The sequence below is a fragment of the Halomonas sp. genome, assembly GCF_014859505.1.
Classification (GTDB): domain Bacteria; phylum Pseudomonadota; class Gammaproteobacteria; order Pseudomonadales; family Halomonadaceae; genus Halomonas.
In genome coordinates, this window is the sequence record NZ_JACUUD010000077.1 from 1 (window position 1) to 14281 (window position 14281).

General features: G+C 70.2%; 13 protein-coding genes. 5 read left to right on the forward strand and 8 right to left on the reverse strand.

The window, feature by feature from the left end:
- Positions 1–197 (forward strand): RNase adapter RapZ (locus IBX53_RS10825; protein WP_290909045.1); only part of this gene is annotated, 197 nt, incomplete at its 5' end.
- 2 nt (positions 198–199) lie between these two features.
- Complete coding sequence (locus IBX53_RS10830; protein WP_290909046.1) at positions 200–469, forward strand: HPr family phosphocarrier protein; 270 nt, start codon at positions 200–202, stop codon at positions 467–469.
- A 61-nt stretch (positions 470–530) separates the two neighbouring features.
- On the opposite strand, the gene pmbA is transcribed toward IBX53_RS10830, so the two are convergent.
- On the reverse strand, positions 531–1871 hold the full coding sequence (pmbA, locus tag IBX53_RS10835) for a metalloprotease PmbA (RefSeq protein ID WP_290909048.1): 1341 nt from the start codon (positions 1869–1871) through the stop codon (positions 531–533).
- Between the two features lie 87 nt (positions 1872–1958).
- On the opposite strand from pmbA, the gene yjgA reads away from it, so the two are divergent.
- Positions 1959–2498: a ribosome biogenesis factor YjgA gene (gene yjgA / locus IBX53_RS10840; RefSeq protein WP_290909050.1), complete on the forward strand. Its 540-nt coding sequence runs from the start codon at positions 1959–1961 to the stop codon at positions 2496–2498.
- Between the two features lie 36 nt (positions 2499–2534).
- Here yjgA and tldD read toward each other — a convergent pair whose 3' ends face one another.
- The 7 genes from tldD to IBX53_RS10875 all read right to left on the reverse strand — a co-directional run bounded on the left by tldD (position 2535) and on the right by IBX53_RS10875 (position 12483).
- Positions 2535–3989, reverse strand: coding sequence for a metalloprotease TldD (tldD, locus tag IBX53_RS10845; protein WP_290909052.1), 1455 nt, complete (start codon positions 3987–3989; stop codon positions 2535–2537).
- Entirely contained in the window at positions 3986–7810 is a 3825-nt protein-coding gene (locus tag IBX53_RS10850) for an AsmA-like C-terminal region-containing protein (RefSeq protein ID WP_290909054.1), read from the reverse strand. The genes tldD and IBX53_RS10850 overlap by 4 nt, the downstream gene beginning before the upstream one ends.
- A gap of 4 nt (positions 7811–7814) precedes the next feature.
- Positions 7815–9278: a ribonuclease G gene (gene rng, locus IBX53_RS10855; protein WP_290909056.1), complete on the reverse strand. Its 1464-nt coding sequence runs from the start codon at positions 9276–9278 to the stop codon at positions 7815–7817.
- A gap of 63 nt (positions 9279–9341) precedes the next feature.
- Complete coding sequence (locus tag IBX53_RS10860; protein ID WP_290909058.1) at positions 9342–9983, reverse strand: nucleoside triphosphate pyrophosphatase; 642 nt, start codon at positions 9981–9983, stop codon at positions 9342–9344.
- 15 nt (positions 9984–9998) lie between these two features.
- Positions 9999–10493: a rod shape-determining protein MreD gene (mreD, locus tag IBX53_RS10865; protein ID WP_290909060.1), complete on the reverse strand. Its 495-nt coding sequence runs from the start codon at positions 10491–10493 to the stop codon at positions 9999–10001.
- Positions 10493–11389, reverse strand: a complete 897-nt coding sequence (gene mreC / locus IBX53_RS10870; RefSeq protein WP_290909070.1) for a rod shape-determining protein MreC — start codon at positions 11387–11389, stop codon at positions 10493–10495. The genes mreD and mreC overlap by 1 nt, the downstream gene beginning before the upstream one ends.
- A gap of 56 nt (positions 11390–11445) precedes the next feature.
- Positions 11446–12483, reverse strand: coding sequence for a rod shape-determining protein (locus IBX53_RS10875; RefSeq protein ID WP_102588540.1), 1038 nt, complete (start codon positions 12481–12483; stop codon positions 11446–11448).
- 169 nt (positions 12484–12652) lie between these two features.
- On the opposite strand from IBX53_RS10875, the gene gatC reads away from it, so the two are divergent.
- Positions 12653–12940, forward strand: coding sequence for an Asp-tRNA(Asn)/Glu-tRNA(Gln) amidotransferase subunit GatC (gatC, locus tag IBX53_RS10880; RefSeq protein WP_290909065.1), 288 nt, complete (start codon positions 12653–12655; stop codon positions 12938–12940).
- Positions 12941–12965: 25 nt separating this feature from the next.
- A partial coding sequence (gene gatA, locus IBX53_RS10885) for an Asp-tRNA(Asn)/Glu-tRNA(Gln) amidotransferase subunit GatA (protein ID WP_290909067.1) occupies positions 12966–14281 on the forward strand: 1316 nt, incomplete at its 3' end.

The following is a 14281-nucleotide window of genomic DNA, read 5'->3' on the forward strand; positions in this document are numbered from 1 at the left end:
ACCGCAGCTACCTGACGGTGGCCATCGGCTGCACCGGCGGCCAGCACCGCTCGGTCTACCTGGCGGAGCGTCTGGCCGCCAGCCTGGCCAGCAACCACCCCCTGGTCCGTCTGCGCCACCGCGAGCTGGGCATCCATGACGCCCTGCCCCCGCCGCCGGACGCGGCGGCTGCCGTCACACCTCATCAAGGACGTTGAGCGTGCCGCAACGCAAGTTGACGCTGACCAACCGGCGCGGCCTGCACGCCCGGGCCGCCACCAGGCTAGTGCAGTGCTGCCAGCCCTTCGCGGCCCGCATCAGCGTGGCCAACGGTGCCATGGAGGGCGACGCGGCCAACATCATGTCGCTGCTGATGCTGGCCGCTCCCTGCGGCACCGAGCTCACCGTCAGCGCCGAGGGCGAGGAGGCCGACGCGGCCCTGGAAGCCATAGAAGCGCTGTTCGAGGCTCGCTTCCACGAAGATGAGTAACGGAATGGCTGCGCTCGGCCCTCTCCGTCGCAGACTGGGTCTCCCGGGTTAACCCGGGGGGTCAACTACCCGCCACCGTCATCTCGTCGATTAGCCAGCTGCCGGTGTGGATGCTGCCCCGGGTGTCGGTATCGCTGCCCACGCCGGAAAGCCCCCTGAACATCGCCTCCAGATTGCCGGCGATGGTGAACTCCTCCACCGGATGCTGGATCCTGCCATCCTCCACCCAGAAGCCCGCCGCCCCGCGAGAATAGTCTCCGGTCACGGCGTTGACGCCCTGCCCCATCAGCTCGGTAACCAGCACGCCGCGCTCCATGCGCGCGATCAGCTCATCGCGCGTGGCCAGCGGCGCGTCGATGCGAAGGTTGCGGGCGCCACCTGCGTTGGCGGTGGTCTGCATCCCCAGGCGCCGGGCGCTGTAGGCGGAGAGCATGTAGCTGGCCAGGCGGCCCTTCTCGATGAAGACGTTGTCGCGGGTCTGCACCCCGTCGCCGTCGAAGGGCGAACTGGCCATGGCGCCCCTCTCCATGGGGCGCTCCTGGAGGCTGAACCACTCCGGGAAGAGCGCATCGCCGAGCCGGTCGCAGAGGAAGGAGGCCTGGCGATAGAGGGCACCGCCGGCGATGGCGCCCATCAGCGAGCCGACCAGCCCCCCCGCCAGAGTCGGGTCGAACAGCACCGGCATGCGCCCCGTCGCCGGCCGACCGGCGCCGAGGCGACGCAGGGTGCGCTCGGCGGCGCTCTCGCCCACCTGCTCGGGCGTCAGCAGGTCGCGGGGATGGCGCGCGCTGGTGTAATCATAGTCGCGCTGCATGCCGCCCTCGTCCTGGGCGATCAGCATGCAGGAGAGCGAGTGACGGCTGCCGCGCTGGCTGCCCAGGAAGCCGTGGCTGTTGGCATAGACCCGCACGCCCTCGCCGCTGGAGAGCGAGGCGCCATCGGAGCTCATGATTCCCGGGCGGCAACGGCCGGCGGACTCGCAGGCCAGCGCCAGCTCGATGGCCTGATCGGTGGTCAGATCCCAGGGGTGATGGACGTCAAGGTCGGGCAGCTCCCGGGCCATCAGCTGGGCGTCGGCCAGGCCCGAGGCGGGGTCCTCGCCGGTGTGGCAGGCAATGGAGATGGCCTTCTCCACCACCGCGCGGATCGACGCCTCCCCGGCATCGGTGGATGAGGCACTGCCCTTGCGCCTGCCCACGTAGACCGTCACCGCGATGCCCTGGTCCCGGGAGAGCTCCACCGTTTCCACCTCGCCCTCGCGCACGCTCACGCCGACGCCCTGGTCCACGCTGGCGCCCACCTCGCAGGCGTCGGCGCCGAGCCGACGGGCCAGTTCCAGGGCCATCTGGCCGCGGGACTCCAGCAGGGCCTGCTGGGCGGCGGCATCGAATGCCTGTGTCATGGGTCTCTCCTCGTGATGTTGCGCTCAAGCCCGCCGCCGCGGGCTGGTATACTGTGTGAATTCTCACGCCTCAACCATGGATGCGGCATGTCCCAGGATTCTCCCCTCGAGCTGCTCGACCAGCTCATCCAGCAGCAGCCCGACGACGACGAACGCCCCAGCAAGTCCCAGCTCAAGCGGGAGATGCATGCCCTGCAGACGCTGGGCGAGGCGATCATCGCCATGACCCCCGCCGAGCGCGCCCGTTTTCCCCTCTCCGACGACATGCTGGCCGCCGTGGAGGAGACCTCCCGGGTGCGCTCCCACGAGGGGCGCCGGCGCCACATGCAGTACGTGGGCAAGGTCATGCGCCGCGAGGATCTCGAGGCGATCAAGGCCGTCTACGACGAGATCGAGCAGGAGAGGCTGCGCCGCGACCACGCCTTTCATCGTCTGGAGTCCTGGCGGGACCGCCTGCTCGACGAGGGCGACGCCGCCGTGGAGGCCTTCATCGACGACTACCCCGAGATCGATCGCCAGGCGCTGCGCCAGCTGATCCGCAATGCCCAGCGCGAGCGCGAGCAGGGCAAGCCCCCCGCCAGCGCCCGCAAGCTCTTCAAGCTGATCCGCGATACCGCGGGGCTATAACGCCGCTCGGGCCTGCCCCCGGCGCCCCTCGCTCGATCAGGAGGCCGTACCTCCCACCGTCAGCTCGTCGAGCTTGAGGGTGGGCTGGCCCACCCCCACCGGCACGCCCTGGCCCTCCTTGCCGCAGACACCGATGCCGGTATCCAGCTCCATGTCGTGACCGATCATGGAGACCCGGCCCATGGCCTCGGGGCCGTTGCCGATCAGGGTCGCGCCCTTCACCGGGGCGGTGATCCTGCCATCCTCCACCAGATAGGCCTCGCTGGCCGAGAAGACGAACTTGCCCGAGGTGATGTCCACCTGGCCACCGCCAAAGCTCACCGCATAGAGGCCACGCTTGACGCTCCTGAGGATGTCCGCGGGATCATGCTGGCCGGCCAGCATGACGGTATTGGTCATGCGCGGCATGGGCAGGTGAGCGAAGGACTCGCGACGGGCGTTGCCGGTGGGCGCCATGCCCATCAGCCGGGCGTTGAGCTTGTCCTGCATGTAGCCGGTGAGGATGCCGTCCTCGATCAGGGGCGTGTACTGCCCCGGGGTGCCCTCGTCGTCGATGGTCATGGAGCCGCGGCGGTCCACCAGGGTGGCGTCGTCCACCACGGTGACGCCCTTCGCCGCGACCCGCTGGCCCATGCGTCCGGCAAAGGCGGAGCTGCCCTTGCGGTTGAAGTCACCCTCCAGGCCGTGGCCCACGGCCTCGTGGAGCAGGATGCCGGGCCAGCCAGGCGCCAGCACCACCGGCAGCTGGCCGGCCGGTGCATCGATGGCCTCCAGGTTGACCAGCGCCTGGCGCACCGCCTCCTTCGCGAAGCGCTCGGCCACCCCCTCGTCGCGCAGCCGCGCCATGGGGTAGCGGCCGCCCCCCCCGGCGCTGCCGCGCTCGCGGCGGCCGTTGCGCACCACGATCACACTGACGTTGAAGCGCACCAGCGGGCGGATGTCCGCCGCCAGGGTGCCGTCGCTGGCGCGAACCAGCACCACCTCATGGACGCCGGTGAGGGACGCACTGACCTGGCTCACCGCCGGATCCGCAGCTCGGGCCACACGATCGGCCTCCTTGAGCAGGGCGATCTTCTCCTCGGCGGACAGCCCGGTGAGCGGGTCGACTCCGCCGTAGCGGGCCTCGCCCTGCACCACCACCCGCGGCGCCACCGCCAGGCCCGACCCGCTGCGCACGATGCCGGAGGCGGTGCGGCCGGTCTCGGCCAGGGCATCGGCGGTGATCTGGTTGGAGTAGGCGAAGCCGGTCTTCTCGCCGGAGAGGGAGCGCACGCCCACCCCGCCGTCGATGTTGTAGCTGGCCTCCTTCACCTCGCCATCCTCCAGCACCCAGCCCTCGTGCCAGCTGCGCTGGAAGTAGAGGTCGGCATAGTCGATACCGGGGCCAAGGGCATGGCCGAGGCCCAGGTCCAGGTCGTCGAGGGTCAGCCCCCCGGGGGTGAGCAGGACGCTTTCGGCTTCATCGAGAAGGCTGGGTCGGGATGCAGTCATTCGGCACTTTCCACTGAGATCTGCGGCGCGGTCCAGGGACCTCGCACGCGATAATGAATTCGGGTCACGCGGTCGATGGCGTCGCCGAACAGTCGGTCGGCGATGAACAGGGCCCCGCCCACCACCGGCGCGCCGGCGATCACCGCTGCCAGGGGCAGATTGCGGCTGATGGGTACCGTGACCCCCAGCCGCTGGTCCAGTTCCCGCCGCGCCAGGTCGACACGCCCCTCCAGGGTAAAGCGGGTCGCCGGCCCCTCGACCACCACCGGCCCTCGGGTTTCCAGTATGCCACCATACAGGGTTGCCGCGCCGCTGACATGATCGAAGGCGGTTCCCTGGCCGGTGACGTCGGAGAAGTCCAGACGCAGGCGGCGCACCAGGTTGTCGACATTGAGCAGCCCCACCAGGCGGGCGGGGGTCGAGGCGACGTTGACGAAGCGCCCGTCGCGCAACTCCGCCTCCACGCTGCCCCGGGAGCGCTCAAGGGCAAACTGCCAGGGCGCCCCCGGCCAGGCCAGCTGGCTCGTCACCCGGGTCTCGGCGCTGCGGATCACCGCGGTCTGGCCCAGGGTCTCCATGGCCGTGCCCAGGTCGCGGCCATCCAGGTCGAGCCGCGCCCGTGACAGGGTGTCGGCGTCTCCGGCGGCCTCCCAGACCAGTTCCCCTCGAGCGCTGATCTGGCCCAGGGTCAGACCCAACGGGGCGAGGGTGAGGCGCTCCGGCGTGGCCTGCCAGCGAACGGTGAAGGGCCCCAAGCGCTGGCCGCCACGCTCGATGTCGGCGATGCGCAGGCGGCCATCGGGCAGCCCCCCCACCCAGCCGGGCAGCGCCGCGGGCTCGGGCGGGGTGGCGATCTCGTCGAACAGCGATCCCACGGCCCCGGGCGCCGGCATCAGGCCATCCAGGGAGAGGCGCATCAGGCTGATGTCCAGGGGCTGGGCAAGGTCGGGCCGATAGTCGAGCTGCCCGGCCAGCAGGCTGCCGTCCAGCGCCACCCGCCAGCCGCCGCCCGTCTGGGGGCGCCCCTCGGCGGAGAGCGACCCGATGCAGCGGTCATCGCTGACCAGGCAGTCGGTGACCAGGTGAATCTCGCGCAGCACCCCCGCACCCTCGCCGCCCTCCAGGCCCTCGAGCCCCCCCAGCGCCTCGGCCCAGGCCAACGGGTCCAGGCGCGGCTGATAGGCATCGACCCACCACCCCTCGCCCTGGGGCCAGCCGCCGGTGGGTGCGCGGCCCAGCCAGACCTGGCCCTGGCCGGGCCCGGCGCCGGGCTGTGCGCGCCAGCGCAGTGACAGCGCATCGCCCAGGCTGCCCTCCAGGCGCCCCTCGGTGAGGTCCATGTCGAACCGCAGCGGACGGCGCTCGCCGGCGCCCTTGCCGAGCGGTGCCGGCAGGGCGATGGCCAGCCCCTCCAGGGTGCTGTCGAGACGCAGGTGCGTGGTCGCCTCGCCGATGCTCAGCCGACCCTGCCAGGGGAAGCGGCCGGCGAGCGGATCGGCGAGGGCCGGGAGCTGCGCCCAGCTCGCCAGGGCCGAGGCCTCGGCGCTGCCGGAGAGGTCCAGGCTTCCGCCCAGGGTGTCGATATCGGCGCGCACCGGACCACCCAGCAGCTGCCCCTCGATGCGCCCCGCAAGGCCGCCCTCCTGCCCGCGCTGGCGCCAGGCCAGGGGGCCGGCGAGGTCGTTGAACACAAGCTCGAGGGGCCGGTACTCCAGCCGCGGCAAGGCAGCCTCGGTATCGATGACTAGGTCCAGCCCTCCGGGCTCGCCCAGGGGCAAGGCCAGGGCGAGCCGTCCCTCCACGCTGCCCTCGGCCTGCCAGTCGGCGACGGCCTCGATGCCCTCCACCGGCATGGCCAGCAGGTAGCGACGCAGCGCCTCGCCGGAAGCGACCAGCTCGCCCTCCACCTCGAGACGCTCGTCGGCCAGGCGCACCTGGCCGTTGCGGGCCGTGACCCCGAGGCTCTCGGCCCGATCCAGGCTCGCCTCAAGGGTGGTGTCCTGCAGGGACAGTCTGCCCTCGATGTTCGTCAGCGCCGGCCAGGCCGGATCGAAGGCGAGCCGCCCCTGCTCGATGGCCAGCTCCAGACCGAAGCTCGGGTCGACACGTTCGGCGCCCCCCGCTAGGGGCACATGCAGGCGCAGCGAGCCCTGAGGCACCCGACCCTCCACGCCACCGAGCCACTCACGCAGCTCCTCGCCGAGGATCCCCACCGGCAGCCACGCCTCCAGCGGCGACTCCAAGGCATCCACGTTCGTGAAGCCCAGCGTCAGGCCGAACCCGCCCCGCGCCCCACTCCCTGCGGAGAGGCCGAAGTCGCCCTCCACCTCGGCACCGTTCCAGCCCACCCGCAGTTCGCGGCCGCTGACCAGGGTGCGCGGGCCATCATAGGTCCACAGCACCTCGCCGGTGGCGTGGTCCAGCTCCATGGGGGCGGCAAACAGCGAGGGGAAGTCCAGGGTGGCCCCCTGGGCGCCGGCAAAGCGCACCCGGCCGGTCAGATCGCGGGCCTCGACCCACATGTCCAGGGGGCCTCCGCCCGGCGCCTGCCCCCAGGGGGAGACCTCCACCCCGCTCAGTGCCGCCCGGGCCAACCACTGGCCATCGCGGTGGCCGAGCCGAAAACCGTTGACCTGCCCACGGGGGTCCAGGATGTCCACCGCCCGGGCCAAGGCCTCCGGCAGGGGCACCCGGTGGCGCCAGGCGGCAAGCGACCCCAGGTCGAACCCGCTGGTATCCAGCCACCAGCCGTCGGCATCGCCGGCCAGCTGCCAGCGATGGGGCAGCGCCGGCCCCCAGAGGGCCTCGAGGGCGTCGGGCTCGGCCGACTCGGGGCTCACCGCGTCGCCCTCGAACCAGGCCTCCCAGCCGTCATTCCGGCGCAGCCACTGGCCGCGCCCCTCCACCTCGGTGAGTTCGATGGCGTGGCGATCGCCGCTGTCGTCGGCATGACTCACCGCCAGCCGGGTGATGGCCAGGTCCAGGCGTGCATCGGCCAGTTCGCCACGCTGCCAACGTCCCCACAGCCGAGCCCGACCGCTGGATTCGTCGAGGCGCAGGGGCTCGTTGCGTCCCAGCACCTCCGCCAGGCTGATCAGGCTGTCGAGTTTCATGTCGGCCTGCAAGGCGGCGTTGAAGTCACGGAACCCCATGGGACCGGGCAGCACCTCCAGGGCCGCCTGCATGGCGGCATCGGGATCCCCCTCCAGACGGAACTCCCCCTCCAGGCGGGCACGCCGATCGTCGCCGGTCATCAGCAGCCGCGGCGCCTCGAGCACCACCCGCCGCTCCCGGCCATGCAGCACCAGGCGCAGGTCCTCGACCCAGGCGCGCTGGCGCAGCAGCACCCCGACCCAGAAGTCGAGACGCTCCAGGTCGAGTTCTCCGGTGGGCTGGAGTTCGGGGGGCAGTTCGGCGGGGTCGGGCCAGTGCCAGATACCCTCGGGGGTCTGGTAGAGGTGCAGGGTCACTCCGTTCACCCTGGCATCCTCCACCACCGGCACCCCGGCAGTGAAGCTGGCAAGGGTGTCCAGGCGCAGGTAACCGCCCTCCACCTCCAGCAGCGGCACCCCGCGCTCATGGGTGCGGATGGTCAGGCCATCCAGGGATAGCATCGGGTCGAGGCCCGCCAGGCGGGTGTCGAGCTCGGCGACGCGGACCTCGGCGCCGAAGCGTGCCGAGAGCAGCGCCTCCAGATTCGGCGTGAGGCCATCGGCCAGCGCCAGCGCAAGGCGCAGCGCCAGCAGGAGCAGGGCCAGTGACGCCAGCAGCAGCGCCACCAGGGTCAGGCTCCAGCGAGTCACCACACGAATCGGAGACATGGGCTCACATCAGCACGATGTCGTACTGCTCCTGAGAGTAGTGGGTCTCCACCTGGAAGCGGATCGGCTTGCCGATGAACTCTTCCAGGTCGGCCACCGCGGCGGACTCCTCATCGAGCAGGCGGTCCACCACCGCCTGGCCCGCCAACACCATGTAGGTCTCGGCGCTGTAGGCGCGCTCCTCGCGCAGGATCTCGCGGAAGATCTCGTAGCAGACGGTTTCGGGGGTCTTCAGGGTTCCGCGCCCCGCGCAGGTGGGGCAGGCCTCGCAGAGGGTCTGCTCCAGGCTCTCCCGGGTGCGCTTGCGGGTCAGCTGGACGAGGCCCAGCTCGGTGACGCCGGTGCACTTGGTCTTGGCGTGGTCGCGCTCCAGCGATTTCTCGAGCATGCGCAGTACCTGGCGCTGGTGCTCGGTGTCCTCCATATCGATGAAGTCGATGATGATGATGCCCCCCAGGTTGCGCAGGCGCAGCTGGCGGGCGATGGCGGTGGCGGCCTCGAGGTTGGTCTTGAAGATGGTCTCCTCGAGGTTGCGGTGCCCCACGTAACCGCCGGTGTTGACATCGATGGTGGTCATCGCCTCGGTGGGGTCGATCACCAGATAGCCGCCGGACTTGAGCTGCACCTTGCGGCCCAGGGCCTTCTGGATCTCGTCCTCGACACTGAACAGGTCGAAGATAGGGCGCTCGCCGGCGTAGTGCTCGATGCGCTCCACGGCGTCGGGCATGAACTCCTCGGCGAACTCGATCAGCTTCCCGTGGTTCTCCCGGGAGTCGATGCGCACCTTCTCGATGTCGTCACGCATCACGTCGCGCAGGATACGCATGAACAGCGGCAGGTCGTCATAGATCACGCTGGGGGCCGGCGCGGTGATCTTGCGTTCGCTGACCTTGCGCCACAGACGCAGCAGGAAGTGCATGTCCGCGAAGAGCTCCTCCAGCCCCACCCCCTCGGCGGCGGTGCGCACGATGAAGCCGCCGCTCACCTCCAGGTCCTGCCGGGCCTGGGCCTCATCGATCAGCCCGCGCAGCCGCTCGCGTTCGCGGTCGTCCTCGATGCGCTGGGAGACCCCGTGATGGGGCGCATCAGGCATGTAGACCAGGTAGCGCGAGGGCACCGAGAGATGGGTGGTGAGCCGGGCGCCCTTGGAGCCGATGGGGTCCTTGGTGACCTGCACCACCAGCGCCTGCCCCTCGTGGAGCAGGTGGCCGATGGAGAGCTGCTCGTCGACCGGCGTGCCGGGAGGCATCACCTCGTGGGCGTGAATGAAGGCGGCGCGATCCAGGCCGATGTCGACGAACGCCGCCTGCATGCCGGGCAGCACCCGCACCACCTTGCCCTTGTAGATGTTGCCGACGATGCCACGTCGACGGCTGCGCTCGATGAAGGCCTCCTGCAGCACGCCGTTCTCCACCACGGCGACACGGGTCTCCATCGGCGTCAGATTGATCAGTACTTCGCCGCTCATGCGGAAATCCTTGTCCAGAATGCCTTGTGGTCATTATGACATAGTGGCATGCGCCCAAGGCGTTTAAGCGCTCGGCGCAGGACCCAGGGCGCCGCCCCACAGCGCCACCCCCTGGCGGCGCAGCAGCTCGGCGGTCTCGTAAAGCGGCAGCCCCACCACCGCCGAGTGGCTGCCCTCGATGTGCTCGACGAAGATCGCCGCCAGCCCCTGGATGGCATAGCCGCCGGCCTTGTCGGCGGGCTCGCCGCTGGCCCAGTAGGCAGCGATCTCGGCGTCGGTGATCTCGCGCATCGTCACCCGGGTGGCGACACAGGCCTCCTGCACGCCCGCGGGGCCACTCACCGCCACCGCGGTGAGCACCTCGTGGGCGCGGCCGGCGAGGCGGCGCAGCATGGCGGCGGCGTGCTCGGCCCCCTCCGGCTTGCCGAGGATCTCGCCGTCGCAGACCACGGCGGTATCGGAGCCCAGGGTGGGCAGGGGGGAAAGGCTCGCGCCGGCCAGGGCCTTATCCCGGGCCAGGCGGCTCACGTAGGACATGGCCTTCTCCCCGGGCAGCGGCGTCTCGTCGACAGCCACCGGACGGACCTCGACGCTCACGCCAATGGAGGCCAGCAGATCACGGCGGCGCGGCGAGGCACTGGCCAGGCAGAGCACGGGGCGTGAGGCATCGGGCTGGACCGGGTCGGGCAGGATGGGGGCGGACACAATGGCGGCTCCGGATCAGTCGCGGGCCAGGCGCCGGCCCAGGGCCCCGAACAGGGTGGCGAGCCAGGGCCACAGCACGGCGCCGATCAGCGAGGGCAGCAGGAAGGCCAGATGGATGGAGAAGGGGCCGAGCAGGGTGCGCAGCCACTGTTCGGCCAGCTGCACGGTGCCCAGCAGCACGAAGATCAGCACCGCCTGCTGGACCAGCGAGTAGGCGCGAAAGCGCGGATAGACCAGCGCGCAGAGGAAAGCCAGCAGCGACAGGATCAGCGCGTTCTGCCCCAGGGTGGCCCCCTCGATCAGGTCGAGCAGGATGCCCAGCACAAAGCCGTGGAAGACGCCCACCCGGCTCGGCGCCTTCATGCACCAGTAGATCAGCATCAGGCCCAGCCAGTCGGGGCGCCAGATCTGCCAGCCGTCCGCCAGCGGCATCACCTGCAGGCAGAGCGCCAGCAGCAGCGACAGCCAGATCCACGGCAGGGCCAGGTTAGCGGAAGAGGGGGCTGCCATCAGCGTGCCTCCTGGTCGGCGTCGAGGCCGATCACCGCCCGGGCGGCCTCCATCGCCTCGGCGGAGAGCTCGAGCTCCCAGGCCTCGTCGTCGACCCCCGGGGCGGGCGGCGGAAAGAGCAGCAGAAAGTGGCGGGAGCGCTGCAGCTGGGCCACCGGCGTGGCGGTGACCCGGGCGAAGGGCTGGCCCGGGTCATGGACCACCTCGGAGACCCTTGCCACCGGGTAGCCCGGCGGGAAGCGTCCCGCCAGCCCCGAGGTGATCAGCAGGTCGCCCTCGCGGATATCGGCGGTGTCGGGCACATGCAACACCGTGAGCGCGTCGTAGCGGCCGCTGCCCTGGAGGATGAAGCGCAGGCCGTTGCGGTTGATCTGGACCGGCAGCGCATGGCTGGCGTCGGCCACCATCAGCACCCGGCTGGAGTAGGCGGAGACCGCCGTCACCTGCCCCACCAGGCCGGAGGCGTCCATCACCGGCTGGCCCACGTAGACGCCGTTGCGCCGGCCACGATCGATCACCATCTGGTGGGCGAAGGGGTCCGGGTCCAGGGAGAGCAGCTCCGCGGTGATGAAGGGCATGTCGTTCTGGTTCGCCGCCGAGAGCAGCTCGCGCAGGCGCACGTTCTCGGCGGTGAGGCTGGCCATGTGCTGCACCCGATGGGAGAGGGTCAGGATCTGCTCGCGCAGCCGGCGATTCTCCTCCAGCAGGGCGCGCTGGTCGGAGAGCGCCAGCGACCCCCAGTTGAGAACATCGCTGGGCAGGCTTACCGCCCACTGGATGGGGGCCACCAGGGTGGAGAGCTGGGCGCGCGCCTCTTCCATGCGCGTGAAGCGGGTATCGGCGAACATCAGCGCCGAGGCCAGCAGCACGCACAGGAGGAGGCGATAGCCGGGCAGCGATCCGTCGGAGAACAGCGGCTTGATAGGCGTTTTCCCCTAAAGTCAGCCCCGGGTCAGTCGCTGGAGAGCAGCTCGAAGGTGTGCTGGTCGATCATCTCCAGGGCCTTGCCGCCGCCGCGGGCCACGCAGGTGAGCGGGTCCTCGGCAACGATCACCGGCAGGCCGGTCTCCTCGGCAATCAGCTTGTCCAGGTCGCGCAGCAGCGCGCCGCCGCCGGTCAGCACCAGGCCGCGCTCGGCGATATCCGAGGCGAGCTCCGGCGGGGACTGCTCCAGGGCGTTCTTCACCGCGGTGACGATGGAGGCCAGGGTCTCCTGAAGGGCATCGAGGATCTCGTGGGAGTTGAGCGTGAAGCTGCGCGGGATACCCTCGGCCAGGTTGCGGCCGCGCACGTCGATCTCGCGCAGCTCGCCGCCGGGATAGGCACAGCCGATCTCTTCCTTGATGCGCTCGGCGGTGGCCTCACCGATCAGGCTGCCGTAGTGGCGGCGCACGTAGGCGATGATCGCCTCATCGAAGCGGTCGCCACCGACGCGGATCGACTCGGAGTAGACGATGCCGTTCAGGGAGATGATGGCGATCTCGCTGGTGCCGCCGCCGATATCCACCACCATGGAGCCCTGGGCCTCCTCGACCGGCAGGCCGGCGCCGATGGCGGCCGCCATGGGCTCCTCGATCAGGAACACCTCGCGGGCGCCGGCGCCCTCCGCGGACTCCTTGATGGCACGCCGCTCCACCTGGGTCGACATGCAGGGCACGCAGACCAGCACCCGCGGGCTCGGGGTGAGGAAGGTGCTTTGATGGACCTTGCGGATGAAGTGCTGGAGCATCTGCTCGGTCACGGTGAAGTCGGCGATGACGCCATCCTTCATCGGACGAATCGCGGTGATGTTGCCGGGCGTGCGGCCCAGCATGCGCTTGGCATCGGAACCCACCGCGGCGACACTGCGCATGTTGCCCGACTGGCGAATGGCCACGACCGATGGTTCATCGAGCACGATGCCACGACCGCGCACGTAAATCAGCGTATTGGCGGTTCCCAGATCGATCGACAGATCGCTGGAGAACAGCCCCCTCAAGCGTTTGAACATGGAAGTCGTTACCTAGTGCAGTCCGGGAACCCTGTGCGGAGGCAAACGGTATCACCGCGGCCCCCCAGCAGCAAGCAGAGCCCGTGAACCCGGCGTCTCGCGGGCCTGCCCGCGCGACGCCGTATGTGGTACCTTTGCGACCTGTTTTCCCTTCGAGGACATCCGAACCATGGCGCTTGAACACGCTGACGTGCTCAGGGCCGCGCACCTTGCCCGGCTTGGCCTGAGCGACGAGGACGCCGCCCACTACCTGGACGACCTCGGCCGCATCCTGGAGATGGTCGACCAACTCCAGGCGCTGGACACCGAGGGTGTCGCCCCCCTGGCTCACCCCCTCGATACCACCCAGCGGCTGCGCGCCGACGAGGTGACCGAGTCCAACCAGCGCGACCGCTTCCAGCGCTGCGCCCCCGCCGTGGAACAGGGCCTCTACCTGGTCCCCCGCGTGGTCGAATAAGCCTTCCCGACGGAGCCCCCGGCCCATGCATGACAAGACACTGAGCGAACTGGCCGCTGCCCTCAGGGCCGGCGAGTTCACCAGCCGCGAGCTGACCGAACACCAGCTCGCTCGCATCGCGCGCTTAGACGGCGAGATCAACAGCTTCATCACCGTGACCCCGGAGCAGGCCCTGGCCGCCGCCGACGCCGCCGACGCCGCCCGGGCCAAGGGCCAGTCCGGCCCGCTGACCGGCATTCCCCTGGCGATCAAGGACCTGTTCTGCACCGACGGGATCAAGACCACCGCCGGCTCGAAGATGCTCGGCAACTTCGTCTCGCCCTATGACGCCACTGTGGTGGAAAAGCTCAAGGCCGCCGGCACGGTGAGCCTGGGCAAGACTAACATGGACGAGTTCGCCATGGGCTCGTCCAACGAGAACAGCTTCTACGGGCCGGTGAAGAATCCCTGGGATACCCAGGCAGTGCCCGGCGGCTCCTCGGGTGGCAGTGCCGCCGCGGTGGCCGCCGGCCTGGTGCCGGCTGCCATGGGTACCGACACCGGCGGCTCGATTCGCCAGCCGGCCGCCTTCTGCGGCATCACCGGCCTCAAGCCCACCTATGGGCGGGTCTCGCGCTACGGCATCATCGCCTTCGCCTCGAGCCTCGACCAGGCCGGCCCCATGGCGCGCACCGCCGAGGACTGCGCCCTGATGCTCAACGCCATCGCCGGCCCCGACCCCCGCGACTCCACCAGCGTGGCGCGTGGCGTGCCCGACTACACCGAGGAGCTCGCCACCCCGCTCGCCGGCCTGAAGATCGGCCTGCCCACGGAGTACTTCGGCGACGGCCTCGACCCCGCGGTGGAGGCCGCGGTGCGCGAGGCGGTGAGGGTCTTCGAAACGCTGGGCGCCACGGTGCGCGAGGTGAGCCTGCCGCATACCCACTACGCCATCCCGGCCTATTACGTCATCGCCCCGGCGGAGGCCTCCTCGAACCTGTCGCGCTACGACGGCGTGCGCTTCGGCCACCGCTGCAGGAACCCCAGCGACCTGATCGACCTCTATAAGCGCTCTCGCGCCGAGGGCTTCGGCGAGGAGGTCCAGCGGCGCATCCTGATCGGCACCCATACCCTCTCCGAGGGCTTCTTCGACGCCTACTACACCAAGGCCCAGCGGGTGCGCCGGCTGATCCGCCAGGACTTCCTCGACGCCTTCGAGGAGGTGGACGTGCTGATGGGCCCGACCTCCCCCACCCCGGCCTTCGACCTGGGGGCCAACAAGGACCCGGTCTCCATGTACCTGCAGGACATCTACACCATCGCGGTGAACCTGGCCGGCATCCCCGGTATCAGCGTGCCGGC

Bases quoted from the DNA above. Each gene is read 5' to 3' on its own strand.
- pmbA (WP_290909048.1), bottom strand. From the start codon at position 1,871: ATGACACAGGCATTCGATGCCGCCGCCCAGCAGGCCCTGCTGGAGTCC.
- yjgA (WP_290909050.1), top strand. From the start codon at position 1,959: ATGTCCCAGGATTCTCCCCTCGAGCTGCTCGACCAGCTCATCCAGCAG.
- tldD (WP_290909052.1), bottom strand. From the start codon at position 3,989: ATGACTGCATCCCGACCCAGCCTTCTCGATGAAGCCGAAAGCGTCCTG.
- IBX53_RS10850 (WP_290909054.1), bottom strand. From the start codon at position 7,810: ATGTCTCCGATTCGTGTGGTGACTCGCTGGAGCCTGACCCTGGTGGCG.
- rng (WP_290909056.1), bottom strand. From the start codon at position 9,278: ATGAGCGGCGAAGTACTGATCAATCTGACGCCGATGGAGACCCGTGTC.
- mreD (WP_290909060.1), bottom strand. From the start codon at position 10,493: ATGGCAGCCCCCTCTTCCGCTAACCTGGCCCTGCCGTGGATCTGGCTG.
- IBX53_RS10875 (WP_102588540.1), bottom strand. From the start codon at position 12,483: ATGTTCAAACGCTTGAGGGGGCTGTTCTCCAGCGATCTGTCGATCGAT.
- gatC (WP_290909065.1), top strand. From the start codon at position 12,653: ATGGCGCTTGAACACGCTGACGTGCTCAGGGCCGCGCACCTTGCCCGG.